24 protein-coding genes are annotated in these 24,676 nt (G+C 58.4%); 12 read left to right on the top strand and 12 right to left on the bottom strand.

Features of this window, described 5'->3' with window-relative positions:
• Positions 1-165: 165 nt before the first annotated feature.
• Entirely contained in the window at positions 166-1,680 is a 1,515-nt protein-coding gene (locus tag SynA1524_RS08980) for a carboxypeptidase M32 (protein ID WP_186497026.1), read from the top strand.
• A gap of 124 nt (positions 1,681-1,804) precedes the next feature.
• Positions 1,805-2,392: an inorganic diphosphatase gene (locus SynA1524_RS08975; protein ID WP_011128648.1), complete on the top strand. Its 588-nt coding sequence runs from the start codon at positions 1,805-1,807 to the stop codon at positions 2,390-2,392.
• A 65-nt stretch (positions 2,393-2,457) separates the two neighbouring features.
• Here SynA1524_RS08975 and SynA1524_RS08970 read toward each other — a convergent pair whose 3' ends face one another.
• Positions 2,458-3,348, bottom strand: a complete 891-nt coding sequence (locus tag SynA1524_RS08970; protein WP_186497024.1) for a phytanoyl-CoA dioxygenase family protein — start codon at positions 3,346-3,348, stop codon at positions 2,458-2,460.
• 84 nt (positions 3,349-3,432) lie between these two features.
• On the opposite strand from SynA1524_RS08970, the gene SynA1524_RS08965 reads away from it, so the two are divergent.
• Complete coding sequence (locus tag SynA1524_RS08965) at positions 3,433-3,915, top strand: L,D-transpeptidase (protein ID WP_186497008.1); 483 nt, start codon at positions 3,433-3,435, stop codon at positions 3,913-3,915.
• Between the two features lie 6 nt (positions 3,916-3,921).
• Here the strand turns inward: SynA1524_RS08965 and hemC are convergent, their stop codons facing one another.
• On the bottom strand, positions 3,922-4,875 hold the full coding sequence (hemC, locus tag SynA1524_RS08960; protein ID WP_186497006.1) for a hydroxymethylbilane synthase: 954 nt from the start codon (positions 4,873-4,875) through the stop codon (positions 3,922-3,924).
• Between the two features lie 223 nt (positions 4,876-5,098).
• Between hemC and SynA1524_RS08955 the strand changes: the two genes are divergently transcribed.
• The gene (locus SynA1524_RS08955; RefSeq protein WP_353616554.1) at positions 5,099-5,455 is read left to right on the top strand and encodes a DUF6561 domain-containing protein; all 357 of its coding nucleotides are present in this window, start codon (positions 5,099-5,101) and stop codon (positions 5,453-5,455) included.
• A gap of 540 nt (positions 5,456-5,995) precedes the next feature.
• Positions 5,996-6,670 (top strand): recombinase family protein, encoded by a 675-nt coding sequence (locus tag SynA1524_RS08950; RefSeq protein ID WP_186496996.1) that lies wholly within the window; start codon positions 5,996-5,998, stop codon positions 6,668-6,670.
• Positions 6,671-6,763: 93 nt separating this feature from the next.
• Here the strand turns inward: SynA1524_RS08950 and SynA1524_RS08945 are convergent, their stop codons facing one another.
• The gene (locus SynA1524_RS08945) at positions 6,764-8,017 is read right to left on the bottom strand and encodes a hypothetical protein (RefSeq protein WP_186496994.1); all 1,254 of its coding nucleotides are present in this window, start codon (positions 8,015-8,017) and stop codon (positions 6,764-6,766) included.
• A gap of 414 nt (positions 8,018-8,431) precedes the next feature.
• Between SynA1524_RS08945 and SynA1524_RS08940 the strand changes: the two genes are divergently transcribed.
• From SynA1524_RS08940 to SynA1524_RS08925, 3 genes are all read left to right on the top strand, one after another.
• On the top strand, positions 8,432-9,115 hold the full coding sequence (locus tag SynA1524_RS08940) for a recombinase family protein (RefSeq protein ID WP_186496992.1): 684 nt from the start codon (positions 8,432-8,434) through the stop codon (positions 9,113-9,115).
• 429 nt (positions 9,116-9,544) lie between these two features.
• The gene (locus SynA1524_RS08930; protein ID WP_186496988.1) at positions 9,545-9,832 is read left to right on the top strand and encodes a hypothetical protein; all 288 of its coding nucleotides are present in this window, start codon (positions 9,545-9,547) and stop codon (positions 9,830-9,832) included.
• A gap of 378 nt (positions 9,833-10,210) precedes the next feature.
• The gene (locus SynA1524_RS08925) at positions 10,211-11,464 is read left to right on the top strand and encodes a VapE domain-containing protein (RefSeq protein WP_222930482.1); all 1,254 of its coding nucleotides are present in this window, start codon (positions 10,211-10,213) and stop codon (positions 11,462-11,464) included.
• 108 nt (positions 11,465-11,572) lie between these two features.
• Here SynA1524_RS08925 and SynA1524_RS08920 read toward each other — a convergent pair whose 3' ends face one another.
• Complete coding sequence (locus SynA1524_RS08920; RefSeq protein WP_222930481.1) at positions 11,573-13,423, bottom strand: site-specific integrase; 1,851 nt, start codon at positions 13,421-13,423, stop codon at positions 11,573-11,575.
• A gap of 81 nt (positions 13,424-13,504) precedes the next feature.
• The gene (rpoD, locus tag SynA1524_RS08915; protein WP_186496982.1) at positions 13,505-14,920 is read right to left on the bottom strand and encodes an RNA polymerase sigma factor RpoD; all 1,416 of its coding nucleotides are present in this window, start codon (positions 14,918-14,920) and stop codon (positions 13,505-13,507) included.
• Positions 14,921-15,233: 313 nt separating this feature from the next.
• On the opposite strand from rpoD, the gene priA reads away from it, so the two are divergent.
• Positions 15,234-17,477 carry a replication restart helicase PriA gene (gene priA / locus SynA1524_RS08910; RefSeq protein WP_186499592.1) on the top strand — a complete coding sequence of 748 codons (2,244 nt, stop codon included), beginning with the start codon at positions 15,234-15,236 and terminating at the stop codon, positions 17,475-17,477.
• A gap of 1 nt (position 17,478) precedes the next feature.
• Here priA and SynA1524_RS08905 read toward each other — a convergent pair whose 3' ends face one another.
• The 3 genes from SynA1524_RS08905 to SynA1524_RS08895 are packed head-to-tail and all read right to left on the bottom strand — an operon-like array spanning position 17,479 to position 19,942.
• The gene (locus SynA1524_RS08905) at positions 17,479-18,528 is read right to left on the bottom strand and encodes a DUF3153 domain-containing protein (protein WP_186496980.1); all 1,050 of its coding nucleotides are present in this window, start codon (positions 18,526-18,528) and stop codon (positions 17,479-17,481) included.
• A 3-nt stretch (positions 18,529-18,531) separates the two neighbouring features.
• Positions 18,532-19,413 (bottom strand): acetylglutamate kinase, encoded by an 882-nt coding sequence (gene argB, locus SynA1524_RS08900; protein WP_186496978.1) that lies wholly within the window; start codon positions 19,411-19,413, stop codon positions 18,532-18,534.
• The gene (locus SynA1524_RS08895) at positions 19,406-19,942 is read right to left on the bottom strand and encodes a DUF2854 domain-containing protein (RefSeq protein ID WP_186496976.1); all 537 of its coding nucleotides are present in this window, start codon (positions 19,940-19,942) and stop codon (positions 19,406-19,408) included. The genes argB and SynA1524_RS08895 overlap by 8 nt, the downstream gene beginning before the upstream one ends.
• A gap of 71 nt (positions 19,943-20,013) precedes the next feature.
• On the opposite strand from SynA1524_RS08895, the gene SynA1524_RS08890 reads away from it, so the two are divergent.
• Positions 20,014-20,205, top strand: a complete 192-nt coding sequence (locus SynA1524_RS08890; RefSeq protein WP_186496974.1) for a DUF8666 family protein — start codon at positions 20,014-20,016, stop codon at positions 20,203-20,205.
• A gap of 2 nt (positions 20,206-20,207) precedes the next feature.
• On the opposite strand, the gene SynA1524_RS08885 is transcribed toward SynA1524_RS08890, so the two are convergent.
• Positions 20,208-20,645 (bottom strand): single-stranded DNA-binding protein, encoded by a 438-nt coding sequence (locus tag SynA1524_RS08885; protein WP_186496972.1) that lies wholly within the window; start codon positions 20,643-20,645, stop codon positions 20,208-20,210.
• A 29-nt stretch (positions 20,646-20,674) separates the two neighbouring features.
• Between SynA1524_RS08885 and SynA1524_RS08880 the strand changes: the two genes are divergently transcribed.
• Together SynA1524_RS08880 and cutA are read left to right on the top strand one after the other, a co-directional pair.
• The gene (locus tag SynA1524_RS08880) at positions 20,675-21,487 is read left to right on the top strand and encodes a precorrin-6A/cobalt-precorrin-6A reductase (protein WP_186496970.1); all 813 of its coding nucleotides are present in this window, start codon (positions 20,675-20,677) and stop codon (positions 21,485-21,487) included.
• Complete coding sequence (gene cutA, locus SynA1524_RS08875) at positions 21,480-21,857, top strand: divalent-cation tolerance protein CutA (protein WP_186496968.1); 378 nt, start codon at positions 21,480-21,482, stop codon at positions 21,855-21,857. Before SynA1524_RS08880 ends, cutA begins: the two co-directional genes overlap by 8 nt.
• Here the strand turns inward: cutA and SynA1524_RS08870 are convergent.
• The 3 genes from SynA1524_RS08870 to psb27 form a co-directional block, all read right to left on the bottom strand.
• Positions 21,793-22,797, bottom strand: a complete 1,005-nt coding sequence (locus tag SynA1524_RS08870; RefSeq protein ID WP_186496966.1) for an adenosine kinase — start codon at positions 22,795-22,797, stop codon at positions 21,793-21,795. The genes cutA and SynA1524_RS08870 overlap by 65 nt on opposite strands.
• Before the next feature lie 39 nt (positions 22,798-22,836).
• Entirely contained in the window at positions 22,837-24,156 is a 1,320-nt protein-coding gene (locus tag SynA1524_RS08865; protein WP_186496964.1) for an adenylosuccinate synthase, read from the bottom strand.
• An 87-nt stretch (positions 24,157-24,243) separates the two neighbouring features.
• Complete coding sequence (gene psb27 / locus SynA1524_RS08860) at positions 24,244-24,669, bottom strand: photosystem II protein Psb27 (RefSeq protein ID WP_186496962.1); 426 nt, start codon at positions 24,667-24,669, stop codon at positions 24,244-24,246.
• Positions 24,670-24,676 lie beyond the last annotated feature (7 nt).

Genomic DNA, 24,676 nt, shown 5'->3' with positions numbered 1-24,676 from the left:
CGGCCACAGCGCCAGGGGGAGGGCCAGAGCCAGGGTCGTGGACATCAGCAGACGGCGCATGCTGGTTCGGATGCGACAGCTTCAGGATGGCTCGAGGGAAGCCCTCCCTGCCAGTTCCGTTCCGGTGGATCTCGTTAAGGTCTTTGCAGAAGTGAACCGAATCTGATGCTGCCCGCATCACCGGCCTGGAGTCGTCTCGGTGAGCATCTGCGGGAAACCCAGATCATTGGTTCAATTCAGAGCACGTTGTATTGGGATCAGAACACCCGCATGCCCAGTGGTGGTGCGGCCTGGCGTGGCGAGCAGCTGTCACTGCTGGCGACCCAGTTGCATGCCCGGCAAAGCTCCACGCAGTACGCCGACCTCGTGCAAGCGGCGCGAGAGGAGTGGAACCAGCAGTCAGAGAACGATGACCGTGGCCCGCGGGGTCGCAACCTCGATCTGTTGGAGGAGGATCTGCGCCGCCAGCAATCGCTGGATCCCGCTCTCGTGGCTGCCCTGGCAACCGCCAAAGCAAGCGGATACAACCAGTGGCAACAGGCGCGGTCGGCCTCGGACTTCTCTCAGTTCGCGCCAGCCCTGCAGCGCCTGATCCAATTACGCCAGGAACAGGCCCGTCAACTGGCCGAGCCCCGGTCCTGCTGGGAGACCCTGGCCCAGCCGTTTGAGCCAGGCCTCAGCCTCAAGCGGCTGCAGGAGGTGTTTGCTCCCCTGCGAGAGGCTCTGCCAGACCTGGTGGCCGCAACCGCCTCTGGCCCCCGTTCCCGCACCGCCAGCTGGGATCTGCCGGAGACAGCCCAGCAGCAGCTGTGCGACGCGCTGCTCAACAGTTGGGGGCGTGATCCCTCGATCACCTGTGTGGCGCGTTCGCCCCACCCCTTTTCCATCACCCTGGGGCCTGCCGACTACCGCATCACCACCCGGGTGGTGCAAGGTCAGCCCCTGTCCTGTTTTCTGGCGACGGCCCATGAGTGGGGCCATTCCCTGTATGAACAGGGTTTACCGGACCAGAGCCATCAATGGTTTGCCTGGCCGCTCGGCCAGGCGACGTCCATGGCTGTGCACGAGAGCCAGTCGCTGTTCTGGGAGAACCGGGTGGCCCGCAGCCGTCCTTTTGCGGAGCAGTGGTGGCGTCAATTCGCCGCGATGGGCGCTCCCCTTGATGGAGCGGAGGATCTCTGGCGGGCTCTGAACCCTTTGGCGCCGGGCCTGAACCGCGTGGAGGCCGATGAGCTCAGCTACGGACTCCACATCCTGATCCGCACCGATCTCGAGATCGCCCTGCTGGAGCAAGGGCTGGACGTGGCGGATCTGCCGGCGGAGTGGAACCGCCGCTACGGCGAACTGTTGGGGGTCACGCCCGCCAACGACGCCGAGGGCTGTCTGCAGGACGTGCACTGGAGCGAGGGCCTGTTCGGCTACTTCCCCTCCTATCTGCTGGGACATCTGATCAGTGCCCAGTTGTGCCAGGCGATGGCCTCCGAGATCGGTGCCCTCGAGGACCATGTCGCCAACGGTGACATCACTCCACTGCTGGGATGGTTGCGGCAGCACGTGCATCCGGTGGGACGGGCTTTGAATTCTGAGGATCTGGTGCGTCAGGTCACCGGACGTCCGCTGGACAGCACGGCTTTTCTGCAGCACGTGAGAGGAAAGGTTCAGGCCTTACAGCCGGCATGACACCTGAACGGCACGATATTGAGTTAATAATAACTCAATATAGGTGAGATTTCGTGCCATAAAGGCTTTGTCTCAGCGATTGGTCGGGCTGCCCGTAGGATCCCGGCGCTAACGTCCGCCATCCATGGCCAACCTTGATCAGGCTCCCAGCCGCAGCATGCCCAACCTGCTGCATGTGCTGCCGGCCTTTGCTGATGAAGCCGAACTTCGCCTCAACACGATCGTGGAGCTCAACTCCAACACGATCAACAAGTACGAGCTGATCACGGAAACCGGCCACCTGAAGCTGGATCGTGTCGGTTATTCCTCCCTGGCCTATCCCTTCGCCTACGGCTGCATTCCCCGCACCTGGGATGAAGACGGCGACCCTCTCGACATCGAAATCGTCAACGTCACCGAGCCGTTGGTTCCTGGTTCCATCGTTGAGGCTCGCATCATCGGTGTGATGACCTTCGACGACGGCGGAGAAGTGGATGACAAGGTGATTGCTGTGCTTGCTGACGACAAGCGCATGGATCACATCAAGAGCTTCGAAGACCTTGGTGAGCACTGGAAGAAGGAGACCACCTACTACTGGGAGCACTACAAGGACCTCAAGAAGCCCGGCACCTGCAGCGTGAACGGTTTCTTCGGCACCGAGAAAGCGGTGGAGATAATCAAGGGCTGCGAAGCGCGCTACATGGCCGAGATCGACCCCAAGCTGGTGGACTGATCCTTCACAGGATCCACTGACCCTCAGGGGATCAAGGCGGGGCAAGACCCCGCCTTTCTCATGCGTCAGCGCTGATACATGTTCACCAGCACCGCCCGCCTGGCGCCCGGGTGCTGGGGATGGCCGCGGTGGGCACCACGCTGGCTGGAGATCACCATGTCTCCGGCCTTGGCCAGCAGCGGCAGCGCTTCAAGCCCCTGCAGTTGGCTGTATTCATGACGGTTGAGGCCATTGGCCTCATTGAACTGGCGGCTGCGTTTCCAGGAGCGTCGATCCCGGTGCGTGGCCGGGACATAGCAATAAGGGCCATCGCTGAGGTTCCGAACGTCCGTCAGGAAGACAAACGACTTGAACTTCTGCGATCGACCATCGCAGTGATACCCCCGGGTGTCCTGTACGCCGTGGTTCACGTAAAGGTTGCGGCACTTCACCCGCATCGGCAGCAGCGATGAGGTCAGCAGCAGTCTGCTGATCAGGCGTTCGTGTAAGCAGACCGACACCCAGTGCGCCATGGCTTCGCTGAGGCGTTCCGGGTGAAAGATGTCCACCATGCCGGCATCGCTGCCGCTGCGGCCATCCGGCCGTTTCACTCGGTGGTTGATGACGGCCTGATCAGCATCCACGAAGTTCTCATACCCCTTTATCAGCCGCTTGTTCGGCAGATTGAGGATGGCGATGGAGGCCAGTTGTTTCGTTTGCCCGGCGTCCAACTGCGCCAGCAGTTGATTCACCTCCGCATTGAAGGATTCGAGAGGTTGAGGGGGAACGGCCTGGCGCACCACTAGGACCCCCTGGCGTCGCAGGATCAAGGCTGCCCGCAAAAAGGCACGCTTGCTGCAGCTGAGGGCGTTGAACCCAACGCTCAGGCGGTCCATGGCCGCCTCCCGCTCCGTTCCGCCCAGCATTAGCGGCAGGCCTGAAGTGTCGGCTGAAGTGGGTTCGGCCCGCGTGGTCATGGAATTCAGCGTACCGGGACAAAACCGCGTAGCTGAACCAACCAGCCGTGCATAGCTTGAGATCAGCGAGTCTCGTGAGTCTTGATGCGGAATGTCGCTGTTTTCGTTGGACTGTTTCTTCCCATGGGCTTAATGGCGCCTGGGGTTGCGCAGGAGCTGGCGTTGCGGACGTCAACTGACACCAGGATCGTTCTGGATCTGCGGCGTCGGCAAATCAGTGTGATCCCTGCCGGTCAACGCCTGGGTCCCTGGCCTGTCGCCATTGGTGATCCCCAGACGCCGACCCCGAAGGGAACGTTCTCCATCGTGTCGAAACAGGTCAATCCTGTGTACCTCTCCACCAAGGAAGGCCAGCGGCGCGAGCTGGTGGGACCGTCCAGCCCCATCGGCGATCGTTACTTCGGGTTCCATCGCGATGGCCGCGGTGAATTCGGAATTCATGGGACCCCATGGCCCCACTGGGTCCGCAGAAGAGCCTCCGTCAGCCGTGGATGTGTGCGCATGCTCAACGCTCACATTCGTGAACTGTTCGATGTTGTTGAGGTGGGGACACCTCTGCAGATTTAGGGCTGATCAGGCCTCGGGACGGACCTCATCAAAGATTTCCTTGAGGATGGCTCCTGCGCCCTGCTGCTTGAGTTTGCCGGCCAGCTCGATGCCGATGGACTCGGGGTCAGCAGCGGAACCACTGGCCTCATCGCGGATCAGGCGCCTGCCATCCAGGCTTGCCACCATGCCCGTGAGGGTGAGGTCGTCATTGCTGATCTGGCTGTTAACACCAATCGGCACCTGGCAGCCCCCCTCCAGCTCTCGCAGGAAGGCGCGTTCTGCCAGACAGCGGCGGGAGGTGGTGGTGTGCTCCAGCACCTTGATGATTTCCAGAACCTCTGGTTTCCATTCCACGCATTCGATGCCAAGGGCGCCCTGGCCAACGGCATGAAGAGAAATGTCACCGGGGATGATCTGGTGGATCCGGTCGCCGAATCCCAGGCGGCTAAGGCCAGCGGCCGCCAGGATCAGACAGTCGTAGTCGCCTGAGTCGAGCTTCTCAAGGCGCGTGATCACGTTGCCGCGAACGTCCTTGAAGATCAGGTGGGGGTAGTGGTGACGCAGCTGTGCCAGCCGGCGCAGGGAGCTGGTGCCCACCACCGCTCCTTGGGGAAGGGTGTCGAGCTTGAAAGCCTGATTCTTGGCATTCACGACCAGTGCGTCGGCGGGGTCTTCCCGTTCGCTGATGCAGCCCAGCATCAGGCCCTCAGGCAGGTTGGTGGGTAAATCCTTGAGGGAATGGACGGCGATGTCCGCGCGTCCCACCAGCATCTGCGCTTCCAGTTCCTTGGTGAACAAGCCCTTGTCGCCGATCTTGGCCAGAGCCACATCCAGGATCTTGTCCCCCTGCGTGGCCATCGCCTCCACCATGATGGTGAGTCCAGGGTGGGCTTTCTCCAACTCCGCCTTCACCCAGTTGGTCTGCACCATCGCCAGCTGACTGCGACGTGAGGCGATGCGCAGTTCGGTGAGAGCCATGGAGAGTGCGAATCAGCCGCCAAGACTACGGACTCGCGGCCTGTTGGTTCTGCGAATGTGAAGCTGCTGCGGTGGATCGTGGTTCTGTGAAGACTGCGTAACATTGTCGCCATCAGCCCGTCGATGTATGCCAGGCCCAGTTGTGAACGGTGTACGTCAGGCCACGTTGTCGAGTTCGTCGTCCGTGACAGGTGGGTCGTCGGACGAGCCCCAGCTGCCTCTGATGGCAGAGGGCACCATTCGCCTTCTCCTTTTAAGCAGTGGTGAGTTGCTCATGGCACGGTTGCGCACCACCACTGATGGCGACGGTCAGCCTGCTTATCAATTGATTCGCCCCAGGCGGGTGCTTAGCTGCGACAGCGAGGCTGAGGGCTTCACCTTGACCCCTTTCCTCAGTGGACTCACTCCCCAGAGCAACCTGGTGTTGTTCAAGCATGCCGTGGCCTCAGTCCTTGAACCCGATGGCCTCCTGTTGCAGGCTTACGCGACCCAGACCTCCCAGGAGTGCCCCCTGGAGGAAACACCGGTGGAGCGACTGAAACGCGCGTTTCAAGAATTTACGGAGAGTTTTGAGGACTAAGCCGCGTTTGGTCTTGCTGCCCGTCAGTAACGCTGTTTGAGCCAAAAAAAACCCCGGTTTCCGCCAGGGTTTGATCTCTTCCGTGTGAGGAGGGCGTCTCAATTCCCTCTTCACCCTTATAGGGCGGCTGGGGGAGCCTAGGTAGGTGCAGATGTACTTATGTGATGTGGCAGTCCTGCCAAACTTTGATCACTTGAAGAGGTGCAGTGAACGAGGCTTACGTGCTCATGGCAATCATTCTCTGCGTCTGGCTACTGGTGAAGTTGCTGCCGGGGATGGAGCCCTGAAGGGCTCCTGCAGGACTTACTTGATGTTTTCCGCTCTCGGCTGAAACCCAAGCTGGGCCAAAGGCTTGGGAGCGGACGAGATACCAGGTGAGGTACCGAGGTGGGTACCAGGTTGTTTCGTTTGTAGTGAAAGTGCTCTGGGTCATTACAGAGAGCTCGGATATAGGAAAACAACGGATTCAGACATCTCGGCCGACCGCTCAACTGACCGTTTTACGAGGTCAACGTCCGTTGGCCGGCGTAAATTGGCTTCATGGGTCAGTTCGTCGCCTACCTCCGCTTGTCTCGCGACAGCAAAAACGGCAGTAATTACGGCCTCGACGCTCAGCGGCGCGACTTAGATGTCTTCTTGAGCGCTTGCTGCCCTGATGCTGATGGCTGCGAAGAGCTTGGGAGCTACCAAGAAGTCGAAACCGCAACTGACAACGATCGTCCTGAGCTGACCAAAGCCATCGCGCAGTGCAAGGCAACAGGAGCAACGCTGCTCGTGGCGCGTCTTGATCGCTTGTCGCGTCGTGTCTCCTTTATCGCCTCGCTGCTGGAAGAGAAGGGCTTGGAATTCAAGGTGGCTTCGATGCCACACGCGGATAAGTTCCAACTCCACATTTATTCAGCCCTGGCGGAGCAGGAGCGGGAGTTCATCAGCGCAAGAACGAAAGCTGGCCTGGCGGCAGCCAAGGCCCGCGGAGTGAAGCTGGGAGGACTGCGGCCAAATCAAGAACGAGCAAGGGCTGCTCAGCAAGCAAAGGCGGATTCAGAAGCAGAGAGGCTCCGCGGCTTTCTGTCTGCATTCACTACCAACACCGCAACGCTCGCTCAGATTGCTGAAGCGCTCATGGCGGCTGGTATGAAAACACCAGCAGGAAAAACTGTCTGGCAGCCGACTCAAGTTGCGAGAACAATTAGGCGACTTGGTCTGGAGCGATGATGATCTTTCAACTAACATGATTTCAATTTTTAACGCAGACTATTTTATAATTTTATTCAACTTGGCATTGACTTGACTGGCTTTTATTGTAAGTTATTGGATTGATTTGTATTTCGTGGTGAACTCATCTTCCGATGTCTGTTCGACTGAGTCGATATATAGTCCAGTACTTTTGGGCTTCGGTAAGCAGCCGATCTCCTTGAAGAGAGCCTTGGCTACAAAGTAAGCTTGCGGATGTATATACATTCCTGAGTGCTCCATGGTCACCCTCGAGGAAAATTCACCGACAATGCTCCTTGAACAAGCTGTCATTAAATCTGATTTGAAAAATAATTCATTATTGCAACTTCCTTTTGAGTCTTTGAAATAGATACTGTTTTTATGCGCGAAAAGCATTGTCTGTAGATATGATCTTTCTCCTTCAAGGAAAGGAATGTTTTTACCAGCCATTACTATAGGATATAAATTTGAGTTTTGTATTAGTTCATTAACAAGGTAGAAGTCTCTTGTCGCTCCAGTCCCGCAAACAAGTAAAAGGCTATTTTCTGTACTTTTTTTATCAACCATGTTGATATATTCAACAAAATCTTTCTTGTCCATTTCCTGCAGGCAGCCATTTGCAATCCATAAGTCGGGACTGGTGTCTGATTCTTTGAAGTCATTGATATGCCACCAGGGAATTGATATTAATGCTCTATGAGCATTAGGATTCAGTAACTGTGAAGGCAAGCCAATGCTAGTCGCTGTTATTGTCGATTCTGGTGAAAATTGAAATCTGACATTGTCAGCTAGATCTTTATATTTTTGATTGCTTTGGCTTAGGTCGTAATGGTGATATTCATTGTTTAAAGTCTCAGAGTAATTAAGTCCAATGCTCTGCAAAGAAAAGTAGGGTTGATAAACATCAAAGTGAATATATCTCTCGAGGTCTATGTTTGAAATGAGTAATGGGGCTAGAAATCCAGCTCCAGGTCCTGTCTCAAAGATAGTAATGGGCTGCATGCTGAGCGAATTTACTATTTTGCAGCAATTTTCTGCAAAATGGTAGTTGTGGATTGCTTTCAGTATGGTGTCGTTGGGTATTATTTGTAATTCTTGGCGATTGTTTTTGTGGTTGCTTATCTTGAGAAGGTAGAGGTAGTACTTGCAAAGTTGGTCGGCTAGTGAGTTGAAATTTGACGGAATCACAAACTTATCATAATTTTTATTCCCCTCCATTGAGAGTATCGTTGCCGGGATTTCTTGGCGGTCTTGGATGTTTATGCTGAAATCGTCTTTCTTGAACCAAAAGGGATAATTTATGCCTTTTGAGGATGATTTTTCGAGAGCAGAGTTTTCATTTGACAAATATTTTTTGAATTCGTGCATTGAGGCTAATTAGAGGTTTGTCGGTTCAAATGTATCATATTTGATCTTTGGTATTGGGTTTTTATTCGGCCGGCGTGAAGTATTGCGGTTTGGTGTGACTTTCTATCCACGGCCCGCCCTCTTTTTATCTGGCTTCGGCAGAGGAGAATGACTATTTTTATATATCTCGGTTGCACTTGATTGGTTAAAAAAAATGACACTTTTGATTTAAATTTTTTTGGTTAATTAGATATGATTCAGAGCTTCCAGTTATTGACCGCTGCCTGACATATTCCAGCGCTGTTGCATTCGGAAGCTTGTTGCCTCATGTTTTGCTTCGTACTGCAATTGAAAGGAATTGATGCGGTGGAGATGTTTTAGATGGTTAATAGAGGAGGCTTGCGCAAAGGCTTCATGGGTCACTTCGTCACCTACCTCAGTCTGTCGCATGACAGCAAGAACGGCCGCAATTACGGTCTGGATGCTCAGCGCCGTAATTTGTACGTTTTTCTGAGCGCTTGCTGCCCCGACGTTGAAGGCTGCGAAGAGCTTGGGAGCTACCAAGAAGTCGAAACCGCAACTGACAACGATCGTCCTGAGCTGACCAAAGCCATCGCGCAGTGCAAGGCAACTGGAGTAACGCTGCTGGCGGCTCGTCTCGATCGCTTGTCGCGTCGTGTCTCCTTTATTGCTGCGCTGCTGGAGGAGGAGGGCCTGGAGTTCAAGGTGGCCTCGATGCCGCATGCGGACAAATTCCAACTCCACATCTATTCAGCCCTGGCGGAGCAGGAGCGGGAATTCATCAGTGCAAGAACGAAGGCGGGCCTGGCGTCAGCCAAGGCTCGCGGGGTGAAGTTGGGAGGGCTGCGGCCAAATCAAGAACGAGCAAGGGCTGCTCAGCAAGCAAAGGCGGATTCAGAGGCAGAAAGGCTTCGCGGCTTTCTGTCTGCCTTCACTGCGAACACCGCAACGCTCGCTCAAATTGCTGATGCGTTGATGGCAGCAGGCGTCAAAACGCCTGCTGGCAAGACCGCTTGGCAACCAACTCAGGTGGCGAGAACGATGAAACGACTTGGTTTAGAACGCACAGCGCAATAACACCGTTTGTAAGGGCATCTTCGCTTGCCCCACCATTGTCAAATCTGCTGCCTTTTAGATCAGTTTGTGTTGACGTGCTCGGGCACGTTGTTTGATTTAGCGTCGTTAGAATAGTTTTATACGTAGTGATGTAATTATGGGCACAAGGTGTGTTCCTTCCCCAGACAATTTGCTGGAGTGTGAACTCTGGAAGAATAGGTGTTCTCGTTTAAACGAGCAGCGTCACTTTTCTCTTTGCAAGCTTCTTGGAGTGAAACCCGCAGGGTTGGAAATGGCGCTTTTGGAAGCGCGCACTCTCGGTATGACCCATGAAGTCAGACATGCATCGGCGCTGTGGATGGAGAGCGAGGACGAGCTTGCTCACGCGATCACTCTTCTGGAAACTGCCGAGGTAATTCAACGAAATCGCATTTCCCAACGACTGGACGAATGATCAACGTACAAGCACACGCACCTGCTGGCACTCCACTTCCATCGGGCTGGAAGCACACTGCGCCACTAAAGGCGCAGCAAGCCACGCAAGACTATCTGGACAGGCTCCAAAATGCCTGGCTTCAGCAACTTTCTCGTACTAATCAAAGTGAGCTGATGGACGCGAGATTGCGTCCTACCAGTGATTCAAGGGCCGATGCTTTGAGCATGGTTAGTGATGACGAGATTGAAGAAGTCTGGTCTTCTGCTGGCGCAGTTGTGCGCATCAAGAAAAGGCATCGTTGATAGTGCTATTGACAGCCAAAACGTGCTCTTTGTTCAATATTTGCCGCTAAAATTAAAGGGTACGCGTAACTCGGCGCGTGCGATTGGCGGTCCATTCACTTGCTGTCAGGGGCGTTTATAAGGGGCGCCCCTGTTTCTTTCTCTATGGCGAATCTAAACACATACTCACCCAAAGGTTCTCGCTTTCTTCCTGATCAATTGAGGATAATCGATGAGGCTGCTGGGCTGAAGAATGTCTCGCGTTCTGTGTTGATCCGCCATGCAGCAACGGCTTATGCAAAGCAGGTGATCGAAGGGAAGCTCTAAGGCTTCCCCCTTCATTGGATTGCTGATCGGCTTTTTTTTGTGCTGTCGCCGAGCACCAAGAGATATCCCGCCATGACTGCCATTACTAATCGAATTACATCACCGCGTGAAGTGGTGAAACTGTTGACTGAGTTATTTGGTGACAGGCTCAAGTTCAACGAGATGCGCAACGATGTTGAACTGGATGGAGAGATTCTGCTGAACCGAGATACTCAGCAGGCTTACTTCATCTTGTCAGAAGAGCTTGACGTTGAAGTTACGAAGGCTCTTGCAATGGATGCCATGATCCGCGCTGCATTGAAGAACAGCTATCACCCTGTTCGTCAGTATCTTTATGGACTGTTGGGGAGTTACGAAGAAGGTTTGCTGGAGCCTGCAAACCTTGATTCGCTAGTTGCTCGTTATTTGAGACCTACGGGTGAATCCAAGTTTGAAGAGCTCTATTCGGTCTATTTACGTAAATGGTTGATTGCCTTCGTTGCTAGGCAGTATGAGCCTGGCTTCAAGTATGACCACATCGTCACTTTGCAAGTGGAAGGTGGTTGCCGTAAATCTTCGTTCTGGTCTGCCTTGGTCGGTGGTGACTACATCACTGCTGGTTTCTCAATGCCAAAGTCGGGTGATGTCACTGCCAAGGTATTGCAGACCATCCATCAGTTTGCCGCTGTAGAGCTAACTGAGTTGGGCAAGCGCGTCTCTGGACGTCTTGAAGCTACTGACAGCTTCAAGGCTTTCGTGACGAGCGTTAGGGATGACTTTGTTCCTCAATACGGTCGAACTTCAGAATCCCATAAGCGTGGGTTTGTTCTTTGCGGCTTAATTAACGACGAAGCTAACTTCCTCAGCGATCCAACTGGCAATAGGCGCTATCAGATCATTACTGTTCAGAAGGCCAAGGTCGATCCCATTGACACTGACCAGCTCTTGGCTGAGCGAGATTCCATCTTGCTGGCAGCAGTCTTGGCATACAAAGAAGGAGAACTTCCAATGCTTCCGCTTGAGCTTTCTGAGCTTGCTGACGAAGACAACCTTCAGTACATGCAGGAAGTTGCCATGACGCTTGAAATTGCCCGATTTGCAAAACAGCGTCCTTACTTCCGAGGCATCGAATGTTGGAAGGAAGTCTTCAACGGTGAAGAGAAGGACTATGAACGCAACAAAGGGATGGTTGGCCGAGGTATTGCCCCGATCAAGTGGATCAAGGCAGGACAGAAGGAGTGGATCGAGGGATCACGCCAAAATGTCTATCGGTGTAACCACGAGTTGCGCCTGGAGATCGAGGACCAAGAACGCGCAATGCAGTTCGGCGACGGCCCACTGTTCTGATCTTCCATCGCCTCTGTCCGAGTGTCCGATTGATTTTGGGCACTCGGCTTTTTTAGTGCCTGTGCTCAGACAGCGGCTTTTCAGGTACGGGTGTTTTCTTATTTTCTCTCAGACAGTAAGACACTCAGACTCCCCCATGGCCAGGGCGATTTTGTCGAAGCCTGTGACCCTCGCGTAGATCTCGGCTGCCCTGGCGACCTGCCTGACTTCTGAGTCGTCGTAGATCCTGGCAATGGATCCGTCGGCGTGGCCTCTCATGAGATTGAGGTGGTCTCGGCTCACGTGATCTTCTCCAGTGAGATCTCTCAGGATTGATCCAATAGAACGTCTGAATACTTTTGTTGTCCAGTATTCATTCGGGAGTTCGCGTTCAAGTTGGTTGTCTTTTGCATATTTCCTCATCCATCTTCCAAGATTGCCAGCAAAGGTAGTTGCCCATTCTGTCCTCATGTTACCCATCTTGTCTTTTCGTTGGGTCATGAACTTCGGCCAAATCACACTTTTGTCATCGCTTGCATAGGTATCCCACAGCCATTCGATGCAAGCTGGCACTGGGAGGATCTTCTTTGTCTTTCCGTTCTTGAGTGATCGGAGAGAATGCTTGACGACAAAGATACACTTTTGACCTTTGAATTCTCTGAAGTCAGAGTGACGTAGGCCAGCAAATTCGGAGATGCGTCCTCCGAAGCATCTTTGCAAGATCCAAAGATGTAAGTCTTCAGGGTTGTCGAAAATACCGTTAGTGATGATCCTGTCGATCTTCCTGATTTGATCAACTGTGAATCCCTTGCTGTCGTCTTCTTCGTCTGTCTCTGACTTCTCAGGTGTCCATACGTTCGACCATCCTTCAACTGGATTTTTCTCTATATATTGCATGTCGACCGCCCATTTGAACAGTGAGTTCAGGTGCCGCATGTTTGTCATGAAGGTGGAATCCTTCCAGGCTTTCTTTCCGCGTTTCTCCCTGCCTTTCAGTTGGTGATCGCTGATCAGCTTGTGTCTGTCGTTGATGGATGTCTGATCCAGATGTTGTTTCCAAGTTACCTCAATGAAATGCTCCATGGCCTTGTGCTTGGTGTCGTAAGCCCCTTTCTTGGCTTCGATGTACAGACGTGGCAGGTCTTCCAATTTGCGTTTGACGGCGGGAACCTTCTCTGGCTCCAGCACCATTTCAAAGCCGTCGCGATTGACGCTCAGCCTTTTCCCCTCGTGCTTGCCCTGGAGGTGGGCGACTAATGCCGTGGCTCGGCGCAGCAGATCGCCATCGACGTCTTGCCCTTCATCGATCAGGCGGGCTCTCGTTTTCTTCAGCTCTCCCGCCAGCTCTTTGTCGCTTGTCAGCAGTCCAGACGGAGCTTCTTCCGTCGATGCCGCAATTTGTCCTACTTCCATCGTCAACGTCTCGCCTGCTGTCGCGTCTTCGATCTGTTGGAGCTTGGCCTCAGTGAGTTCAAACCTCGTCAGCAGGTGTCTTGCGTCAGGCAGTTGCGTTGCGAGTCGGACGCCGCCGTTCTTGTCTTTTGTCTGTTCCACAGTCGTTGGTGCCGCCTCAAGCGGCACCACTGCCGTGTCGTCTTTCAGGTGTTGAGCGATGGCGGACCGCTTGGCCTTGTTCAGGAGCAACGCCGATTCGCCAGCGATGCCCTCAGGCACTTCCAAACGCTTGTTGTTGGTCTTGGCTGCGATGCGCCGTGCCAGCAGCTCCACGGCTGCTGGCGACGGCGGCACTTCGCTTGTGATCGTGCTGATCAGCTCGTTGGTCTTTCTCTCGTGTTCCGCCGCTTTGATCCGACAGCCGTTCTCGTCGTTGATCGGCCCGAGCCTGTACGCCCATTGGGCGGTGCCTAAGGCCTCTCTGCAACTGGCAGGCACTCGCCGCTTGAACCACCAAGCGTTGCCCTTTCTCCAGGCATAGCGGAACGGTGCAGAAGCCAGAGTGAGGTACAAGCCGAGGTACATATTGAGGTCCCTCGGCGTGCAGTTGTCAAGGCTGTATCTGTGAACTCAGTAATAGCAGCGCTTTTCAGCGATGCTTGAGGATCATTTGATGTACTCCTTCAGAACACCGTTGCGGTTGGGGTGGCGCAGTTTGCGCAGGGCCTTGGCTTCGATCTGGCGGATGCGTTCGCGGGTTACATCGAAAATCTGACCGATCTCTTCGAGGGTCTTCATCCGTCCGTCATCCAGGCCATAGCGCAGCCGCAGTACATCCCGTTCGCGGGGGCTGAGGGTGGCGAGAACTCCTTCCAGATCTTCCCGAAGAAGATTTTTGGCCACGTCCTGCTCAGGATTCTCAATGTCGGCTTCGATGAAGTCCCCGAGGCGCGAGTCTTCTTCCTTGCCGATGGGGGTTTCCAGGGAGATGGGCAACTGGGCACTCTTGGCGATGAAGCGCAACTTCTCGATGGTCATCTCCATCGATTCAGCAATTTCTTCTTCGGTTGGCTTACGACCGAATTCCTGGGAGAGGACCTTGGTGGTTTTCTTGATGCGGGAAATCGTCTCGTAGAGGTGCACCGGCAGGCGAATGGTGCGGGATTGATCCGCGATGGCACGGGTGATGGCCTGCCGGATCCACCAGGTGGCGTACGTGGAGAACTTGTAGCCCTTCTCGTGATCAAACTTCTCGGCGGCGCGAATCAGGCCGAGGCTGCCCTCTTGGATCAGGTCCTGGAAGCTCAGGCCCCGGTTCATGTACTTCTTGGCGATGGACACCACCAGGCGCAGGTTGGACTGCACCATCTTTTCCTTGGCCCGACGTCCGAGCATCAGGCGTCGGCGGAAGCGGATCAGGGGCATCTCCACTAGAGCCGCCCATTCCTTGTTGTCGGGTTCCCGGCCGTTGTCGCTCTCGAATTGAGCGGCGAGCTCTTCAAGGTGGAGCAGATCGGCGATTTTCCGAGCCAGCTCAATCTCCTCATCGGGCCGGAGCAGGCGGATACGTCCGATTTCCTGGAGATACACCCGAATGGAGTCTTCGGTGTAGACACCCTTCGGGCCGATCTTGATGCTGGCCAGCGCCTTGGCTTTCGCTGCCTTCTCAGCAGCAATGGCTTTGGCTTTCTCCTCTGGAGACAGCACGATTTCAGGCTTGGCCACCACAGCCTTGGCTGGTGCCGCATCAGTCGCAGCGATGGTCTTGCTGCTGGCTTTCTTGGCGGTGGCTTTCTTGGCAGAGGGTTTCTTGGCTGTTGCTGCCTTGGCCGTGGTCTTTTTCGTGCTGGCCTTCGGAGCTGCTTTGTCTTTTGTTTTGCTGGCCTCTGCCTTCTTCGGGTCGGCGGCGGCTAAAAGCTCGTCGGCTTCTGTTGTTAGATCCTTGGCGCTGGCCTTACTGCTGCGACGTCGGGCTGGAACCTTCTTGGTTTCAGCGGTTGGCATGACCTCCCCCACCTCTCCCTCGGAGTTGGCCAGCAGAACGATGTCCGGCTTGGCGGTTTTGGTGGCGGCAGGGCTCATGGTCGATGAAGCGTGAAAAGGGGAAGACGAAGAACAGCACCAATCCCAGTGGAGTCCCGTGCAGACGAAACCCTGAGAAAGTCACGGCGGTTTAAATCTCGACGGCAGTGCCGCGATGAAGAACGTCGCTCGTGATCAATGGAAAGCTGTGCAGGTGACCGCTGATGGGGTCTCTTGGATCAGGATTCTGTGCTGTCCGGGGTGGTCTCAGACCGGTCGAAGTGGCAGGTCGTAGGTCCTGACTTCAGACTGCGTGTCTTCCCGCTGGATCGAGCGCAGTGTCGACCAATACTTAGTCAACATTTCCACCTTAATGAAGTTTTCGGGCCTTTGCAACCCTTCCGACAAGCCTCCTGATCTCGTTGAGGTCTGGCTTGAGGCTGGGCGTGAGGGCAGGACCTTCACCTACAGCGCCGATGCAGCGCTTGGGTTGCAGGCCGGCGACCTGGTGCGGGTGCGGTTGAGGGGACGTCCTCTGCATGGATTGGTGGTTGCCAGATACAACGTGTCCCTTGGAGCCACCGTGCCGGAGAAGCTTCAGGCGGTTGAAGGCCTGGTGCAACGAGCTGCAGTAGACCCCCAGTGGCGCCTCTGGCTTGAGGGGGTGGCTGAACGCTGCCATCTCAGTGTGTTCCGGATGCTGAAAGCAGCCCTCCCCGCCGGTTGGCTGGGCCAGGCCCGGACCCTGTCTGAAGGTCGTGCATTGTTGTGGGTGGAGCGGTTGCAGCCACCCGAGCCCGCTCCCCGCCTCACGTTCCGCCAGCAGCAACTCCTGGATGCGCTGGATGCTGCGGGGTCGGGACTGTGGCAGCGCTCGCTGGAAGCTTCCGGCTTCAGTCCTGCCATGGTCCGGTCCATGGAGGCAAAAGGCTGGGTGCGCCGGGATCGGCGTCCCCTCTCCACAGGGGTGATGTCTGCTGCCCCGCTGGAGGCCGCCAGGCCCCTCACCAGTGAGCAGCAGCAGGTGATGCAGCGCTTTGAGGCCGTTCCCGATGGGGAGGGGATGCTGCTCTGGGGCATCACCGGGTCCGGCAAGACCGAGGTGTACCTGCAGTTGGCGGAGCAGGAGTTGGCGGCCGGCCGTCATGTGTTGATCCTCACCCCTGAGATCGGCCTGATTCCTCAGTTGGTGGATCGTTGCCGGCGTCGCTTCGGCTCCAGGGTTCTCGAATATCACAGCGGTTGCCGGGATCGGGAGCGCCTCCAGGTGTGGCGTCGCTGCCTTGCGCCCGAGCAGCCTCTGCTGGTGGTGGGAACCCGCTCAGCGGTGTTCATTCCCCTCTCGCCGCTGGGGTTGGTGGTGCTGGATGAGGAACACGACAGCTCCTACAAACAGGACTCCCCGATGCCCTGCTATCACGCCAGGGACCTGGCTTTGGATCGGATTCGTGCCAGTGGTGGGCGCCTGGTGCTCGGCAGCGCCACCCCATCACTGGACAGCTGGGTGCAACTGCATCCCGATGGGCCCCTGCATCTGGGACGTCTGACCCAGCGGATCTCTCAGCAGTCTCTGCCTCCGGTCCATGTGGTGGACATGCGGCATGAGCTCGCCGAAGGACACCGTCGACTGATCAGTCGGCCGCTGATGGATCGATTGGCCGAGCTGCCGGAGAAGGGGGAACAGGCGGTGATCCTCGTGCCACGACGGGGCTACAGCCCTTTTCTGGGGTGCCGTAGTTGCGGGGAGGTGGTGATGTGCCCGAACTGTGATGTGGCGCTCACCGTCCACCGGGGTTCCGGCGGTCGTCAGTGGCTGCGTTGTCACTGGTGTGATCACCGCGATGCAATCGGCAACCGTTGCGCCCATTGCGGGTCCACCGCCTTCAAGCCCTTCGGTGCCGGAACCCAGAAGGTCATGGAGTTGCTTAATCAGGAATTGGATGGGCTGCGGCTGCTCCGGTTCGACCGGGACTCAACCGGTGGTCGAGACGGACACCGTCGCTTGCTGGATCGTTTTGCCTCCGGCGAGGCGGATGTGTTGATCGGAACCCAGATGCTGGCCAAGGGCATGGACCTTCCCCAGGTGACGCTGGCGGCGGTGCTTGCGGCGGATGGCCTGTTGCACCGTCCCGATCTACGGGCCTCTGAACAGGCTCTGCAATTGCTGATGCAGCTGGCGGGTCGTGCTGGGCGGGGCGAACGCCCCGGTCAGGTGCTGGTGCAGACCTACTGCCCAGACCATCCCGTGATTCGTCATCTGGTGGATGGCCGGTACGAGGATTTCCTGGCCCAGGAGGTGCAGCTGCGGCGGGAGGCGGCGCTCGTGCCCTTCAGCCGCGCCTGTCTGCTGCGGTTGTCCGGTGTGTCCGCCAGCGCCACGGCCACAGCGGCATCGGTTCTGGCGGAACGGGTACGTCCTCTCTGTCGCGACCGTGGCTGGTGGTTGTTGGGGCCGGCCCCAGCCCCGGTGGCACGGGTGGCAGGGCGCAGCCGATGGCAGTTGCTGCTCCACGGTCCGGTGGGCTCCCCCCTGCCGCTTCCCCCCGGGCAGACCCTCTGGGACGAACTTCCCCGCGGTGTGGCTCTGGCGGTGGATCCTGATCCGCTGGAGCTGTAGGTCAGGAGGGAAGTTCCGGGAAACCGAATCCGAGACGACGTCGAACCCCCTGCAGCAGCAGACTGAGCAACAGCAGAACCGCCACCACAAGGCTGCCCAGACCCAGTGGACTCCAGCGCCAGCTGCTGGCTTCCAGGTTGATGTTTTTAGTTGGGCGAAGGGTTTGGTTCACCTGCCCCTGGTTCAGTCCGAGGGTCAAATCAACCCCGGGCAGCTCTGGCAGTCGATCGAGATCCAGTTGCAGGATCAAGCGCTGCTGCACCCCCACCAGCCAGTTGCGCTCCACGAGCCTGATCCTGGGTTCCGGTAGGTCGATCCCAGCACTGGCGCTTAAGAGTTCAAACACCTGGGTGAGGGTTGACCGGAAGGCTGCAGAGGGCATGGCGGCGGTGGTGATCCGCTGAGTTCCCGGACGGGGATGCTCCACGGTTACATCAGGCTGAAGCGGCTGGAGCTTGCGGTCAAACCGTTGCTGCCAGGGCAGGAGTTGGCCGGTGCTGCTCTGGATCTCCCAGGCGAGCTGTAGGCGATTCGGCGCCGGGCTGCTGAGATCGGCTTGCATGCGAACGCAGCCGCTCAGGGCCACCGTCAGGGCCAGCAGCACGGCGGCGACCAGGACGGCAAACCCCAGTGCCGGAGGCCGGGTGGGACCTGTGGGCGGTGGTGGCGGTTTGCGCGAACGTCGACGTCGGGACGACACCGGTGCGGCATCGCCAGTGGCTTGAATCGATAAAGGCGGAAGCCGCATGGACCACCGCTCTGGACGGTCCAACGCGGGGGCTTCGAGGATCGTCAGCAACTGACGGGCCTGCTGGCGCAGCTGCGGTTCACCGGAACGGCTCAGCAGCTGACAGATGGTGAGGGCCTCCTGGTCCCGCCCCTGACCCATCAAGGCCGTGACCATCAACAGCCGGACCCTGGCTCCCTCGGGATCCGGTAAAGGCCGGGCTTCCGCCAACGGGGTCAGCTGTTCCAGGCACTGGCCGTAGTCACCGCGTTCCAACGCGGTTTGAGCGATCGTTAGGTCCAGCGGAGCCGGTTGCTCGTCCACGCTTCAGCCGCGTCCCACGACCATGGTGCCGATGCCGGCATCGGTGAACACTTCCAGCAGCAGAGCGTGGGGCACCCGTCCATCAACGATGTGAGCCGCTGAAACCCCTTGCGCCAGGGCCCGGATGCAGCATTCGGTCTTGGGGGTCATACCACCGGCCACAACACCATCATCGATGAGTTGACGCGCCTCTGAGAGACGCAGTTTGCGAATCAGTGAGTCGGGATCGTCCCGATCCCTGAGGATTCCGGGGGTATCGGTCAGCAGGATCAACTTCTCGGCCTCGAGGGCTGCCGCCAGCTCGCCGGCCACGGTGTCGGCGTTGATGTTGTGGGCGCGGCCATCACCCGGGGTGGCGGCAACGCTGGAGATCACCGGCACATAACCCCGTTCCAGCAGCGGCTCCAGCACATCCGGGTTGACCCGGGCCACATCTCCCACCAGTCCATGGCTGCCGTCGCCCCATGGGCGTGCTTCCACCAGGCTGCCGTCGCTGCCACTCAGACCCACGGCCCGCGTTCCGAGTTGATTGAGTCCGTTGACAATCTGCTTGTTGACCCGCCCGACCAGCACCATCTCCACCACATCCATCGTGTCGGCATCGGTGACCCGCAGGCCGTCGCGGAATTCGGCAGGGATCTCCAGACGTTTGAGCCATTGGTTGATTTCCGGCCCTCCGCCATGGACCACCACCGGCTGCACCCCAACACAGGCCAGCAGGGCGAGATCACGGAACACCGCCTCGCGCAGCTCGGCATGGGCCATGGCGGCACCGCCGTACTTGATCACGATGCGGCGGCCAGAAAATCTCTGGATGTACGGCAGCGCTTCACTGAGTACCGACACCCTCAGGGCATCGTCACCGGATTGAATCGGCTCAGGCATCAGGCAGGAGCTTCAAATCGAAACAGGTTTGATCAACAGGGGTCAGTTCCGCCTTCATCCCCTTGGCGAAAAAACGACCGAGGCGATCGAGTTTGTCTTCCCAGCGATCCATCGGTACGGCGTTGCCCTCAAACCGGAGTCGCAGGCCATAGCCCGCAGCGGATGACAACTCTTCAATCTCGGTGAGAGCCGGTGGGTTGTCTTCGTCCCAGAGTTTGAGGGCTTCAAGGGAGGACTCCAGATGGGCCTTCTGCCCATAGCGCCACCGGGTCACATCCCCAAGCAGCTTGCCCAGCTCTGGAGCGGCTTGCTCGCGTTCTGCCTTGAGCTGGGCCTTGGGGGTAACCCGTCTGGCGGGTGGGAGTTCCGATGACTTCAGTGCCAGCCCCCCCAGAAGAATCGGGATCCCGTAGAAGATGGTTGGGAGGCTGAGATTGGCACTTCCCGTGGCATAGGCCACACCACCCACCACGGTGAGAACGCCACCGGCGACGGTGACAAGGCTTCCGGGAGACAACAGATCTTTCATCGACGCCAAACTAAGGACGCCATTGTGACTTCTCGGCCTTCAGGATGGAGAGATGAAGGCTTGTGGTGACCGTGACCGGTTCTTCCTCCGACGATCTCAAGGTTCTGCTGCAGCAACTGGATGCTGATCGCGCCTGGCTGTTGCAGCAGATCGATGGAGGACGCTGGCCAGACCTGCGGCTTGATCTGGCTGCCCTGGAACGGGAACTCGGTCAGATGATCTCCCGGGTCGTCGAATTGGAGGAGGAGTCCGGAGCGCGGTGAGCTCAGAAGGGAATCTCGTCCGTATCCGGCACCAGGGGGGCGGCATTCCAACTGGCGGCCTCGGGCTCGGCCTTCGCTGGTGGCGCAGCCGCTGCGGTGGGGGCCGCTGCTGGCTGAGACGGTTGGGGAGCGGAGCCTGGAGTGATGGGATGCATGCGCGCCAGAGTGAATTCCGCCCGCTTTTCCTTCATCCCGTCCTGGCGGGGCACAGTGTTCATCCGAAGACGCCCTTCCAACATCAAGCGCTGGCCGACCTGCACGCGGCTCTGCAGTTCCTGGGCCAGATTTCCCCAACCCACCACCTTGAGTTCACCGGGTTGATCGCCCTCCCTAAGCGGATCAAACCGAACCGACATCTCGGCGATCGGCGTCTGGTTGTCCTGGGTGTATCGAACCGTAGGTGCGTCGATCACCTCCACTTCCAGCACACAGTGGTTCATGGTTCACACCGTCTTCGTGGTGCATCCTGATGCAAGGTCGGGGGAATGGCCAGGGGCGGATCTGGTTGCTGTCGGGGACCGGTGAAGGGCCACCATTGGCGGCGGCTTTGTTGCGGACTGGCTGGCGGGTCGAAGTGAGTGTGGTGACCCCCTCCGCCGCCCGCCCCTACACCGGGCTCGACCTCGATCGGATGGCTGTCGGCTCACTCCAGGGAGAGAAAGCCATCGAGGCTGTTTTGAACAACGGTGCTGGCTTTCGCTGGGTGATTGATGCGACCCATCCCTTCGCGATTCGCATCAGCGCAGATCTGGCCCGGACCTGTGCCAGGTGCGGCCAGCCTCTGCTGCGCCTGCAACGGCCGCTGGAACAGGGCGGGGTAGTGCAGCTGTTGGATCGGTTCAGTGACCTGCGGGGGGTCGATCTCGGCGGTCGACGTCTGCTGCTGGCCTTGGGGGGGCGGCATCTTCCTGCTGTGCACAGCGATGCCGTCGCCGCCGGCGCTGACGTCTTTGCCCGTTGTCTCCCCTCCGCTGATGGTCTCAGGGCCGCACTGGCCGCCGGTTTACCCCCGGATCATCTGGCGGTGGTCCGGCCGCTGCAGGGGGACCGTGCCGGTGCGATCGAACGGGCCCTGTGTCGCCGCTGGCGGATCACGGATGTGATCTGCCGGCAGTCGGGTGGTGTGACGGAGCGCCTCTGGCGTCAGCTGTCCGCCGATCTGGACCTGCGGCTGCTGATGTTGCGTCGTCCGGCGACCCCAGCAGGCGTCGAGACTGTGGAGAGTGAACCCAGCCTGATGAAGCGGCTGCAGGAGGCTCCCCGTGTTGGCGCTGATGACTGACTCCCCACGCCTGGTGCTGGCTCTGACCACGGAGGCGGATCAGGCCAGAGCTCAGACCCTGGCGGAGGCTCTGCTGGAGCGCCGCTTGGTGGCTTGTGTGTCGTTGCAACCGCTCCAGTCGCTGTACCGCTGGAAGGGTGAGCTGCAGCGGGACGCAGAAGTGCAGTTGCTGCTCAAAACCAGCGCCGATCAGCTGGGCAGGCTGCGGGAGGCCGTGATAGAGCTGCACAGCTACGACACCCCGGAATGGTTGACCTGGCCGGTGGAGGCCTCAGGCGCCTATGGCGCCTGGGCCTTGGCGCAGCTCAGTTCAGATGGGCTGCGGCCAGCTCCCGCAGGGACACCTGGGGACGAGCCCCCAGCTGGGTGACGATCTGCCCGGCACAGAGGGCCCCCAGTTGACCACAGCGTTCCAGGGATTCTCCCTGGGTGTAGCCGTGCAGAAAACCGCCGGCGTAGAGGTCTCCGGCCCCGGTGGTGTCGACCAGCTCGCCCAGGCCGAAGATGCCGATGTCCCAGCGTTGATCACCGCTGAGCACCACGGATCCCTCCCCTCCACGGGTGACGGCGATCACCGAGCAGCCGCCGCCTACCTTCTTCAGAGCGGTGTCGAAATCGTCGGTTTCGTAGAGCGATTTGATCTCCACCTCGTTGGCGAACAGCACATCCACATGACCGTTGACGAGTTCGAGAAAGCTCTCGCGGTGCCGGTCCACGCAGAAGCCGTCGGACAGTGAAAGGGCGACCTGACCGCCGGCCTCGCGGCAAACGTCCGCCGCGGCAATGAAGGCCCGCTTAGCCGCTGGACTGTCCCAGAGGTAGCCCTCGAGGTACAGCACCTTGGTGTCACGCACCATCGAGAGGTCCAGGTCTTCCGGCTCCAGCTGGGTGGAGGCGCCAAGGAACGTGCACATCGTGCGTTCCGCATCCGGGGTGACGTAGATCAGGCAGCGGGCTGTGGTGGCTCCCGTGGTGGCAGCAGGTGTGTCGAAGCGCGCACCGACGGCGCGGATGTCGTGGCTGAAGATGCCACCGAGCCGGTCATCGCGCACCCGTCCGATGAAGCCTGCCCGTCCCCCCAGCTGGGCAATTCCCACCATGGTGTTGGCCACGGAACCTCCGGAGGTTTCCAGACCTGGCCCACTGGCGGTGTATAAGGTCTCTGCCTGCTGTTCATCGATCAGCGCCATCCCGCCCTTCTGCAGTCCGTGTTGCGCCAGAAAGGCGTCATCGGTCTGAACCAACACGTCCACGATGGCGTTGCCGATGCCCACCACATCAAGGCTGCAGGTGCTGGGGAAGCGCGTCATGACGGGGTCACAGGGGCTCGCAGTATGGCCTCCAGCGGATCAGGCGCTGAGCAGAGCCCGTTTGGGGCCGTGGATCGGATCTTCCACAACGATGGTCTGATCGCGGCTGGCACCCAGGGAGACAATCGCGATTGGCACCTCCATCAGATCAGCGAGGAAGCGCAGGTAGGCCATGGCAGCGTCCGGCAGATCCTCGAGCTTGCGGCAGTCCTCGGTGGAGCACTGCCAGCCGGGAAGGGTCTCGAAGATCGGGTTGCAGCGGGCGAAGTCCTCGGCGCTGCTGGGGAAATGCTCAATGCGTTCACCATCCAGCTCGTAGGCCACGCACACCTGGATGGCATCCAGCTCATCCAGCACATCGAGCTTGGTCACGGCGAGGCAGTCGAGGCCGTTCACCTGAACCGCATAACGGCCGATCACCCCGTCGAACCAACCACAGCGACGTCGGCGGCCGGTGGTGGTGCCGAATTCGCCGCCACGCTCGGTGAGCTGGTCGTTCAATCGGCCACTGAGCTCCGTCGGGAAGGGGCCTTCGCCGACACGGGTGGTGTAGGCCTTGGCCACGCCGATCACCCGGTCGATCAGCGTCGGTCCCACGCCGGCACCGATGCAGGCCCCACCGGACACCGGATTGGAGGAGGTGACGTAGGGATAGGTGCCGTGATCGAGATCCAGCAGGGTGCCCTGGGCACCTTCGAACAAGATGTTTTTGCGGGCCCTTGCCGCCTGGTGGATGGCCTGGGTGCACTCCACCACGTGGGGGGCCAGGCGCTTGCCGTAGCCCAGGTACTCCTTGATCACGGTCTCCGCATCGAGGGGCTCGACGCCGTAGATCGTCTCCAGCAGTTGATTTTTTTCCTGGAGGGGTCCCTCAAGACGTTCCCTCAGCCGTGCTTCATCCAGCAGGTCGATCACACGGATACCGCTACGCTGGGATTTATCGGCATAGGTCGGTCCGATGCCGCGGCCGGTGGTGCCGATCCGCCGGTCGCCGCGCTGCTTCTCCATCGCCAGATCAAGCAGGCGGTGGTACGGCATGGTCACGTGGGCCGTGGAGGCCAGCTGCAGGCCGGAGATATCGATGTCGTTGGCGATGAGCATGTCCAGCTCACCGAGCATCACCTTGGGATCCACGACCGTGCCGGACCCGATCAGGCAGATCGTGTCCGGATAAAGGATTCCGGAGGGGATCAGATGCAGCTTCAGCACACGGTCGTCCACGACGATCGTGTGGCCTGCATTCACACCACCTTGGTAGCGAACGACCACATCGGCGGAGCGGCTGAGGAGATCGGTGATCTTTCCTTTCCCTTCGTCACCCCACTGAGCTCCGATGACGACAACGTTGGCCAATGACACTGCGGCCCGAAGCCGCGAATCTGCACAATCCGCGACTATGTCGGAACCTGTGGGGGTCTGTCAAAGACCTCTCATCAAACCGTTGCTTCAGCTGCCCCGGACAGCGGACTTCTCAGCTTTGCCGAGTTCCTTGGCGATGCGGTCGTGCAGAGCTTCCGGCAGAGGACGGTTGGCGTAGGAGGCGTAATGACCGGCCAGGGAGTTCAATGCCGTCTGCATCGTGGTGAACGAGCTGAGACCGTTCACCCGGGGTTGAGGCCGGTAGCGGGACATGTAGTCGTTGATCAAGGCCCGGGCTTCGGATTCCGCCTCACCACGGTTGGCGGCGTCCTGGGGCAGATCGATCACCTCACGCAGGCTGTGGGCCACGGCAATCGTGTCTTCGACGTAGTCACCGGTGAGACGGGCCTCAGCATCACCGCTGCAGGCGGTCAGCAGCAGGCAGAGTCCGAGAACAAGGGCGACCGCTGCCCTGGACAGTTGCTGGATCAGTCGGGCCAGGGCGGAGATCATGGAACTG

The sequence above is a fragment of the Synechococcus sp. A15-24 genome, assembly GCF_014280195.1.
Classification (GTDB): domain Bacteria; phylum Cyanobacteriota; class Cyanobacteriia; order PCC-6307; family Cyanobiaceae; genus Parasynechococcus.
The sequence above is the reverse complement of the archived record's forward strand: the minus strand, read 5'-3'. Positions and strand labels throughout refer to the sequence as shown.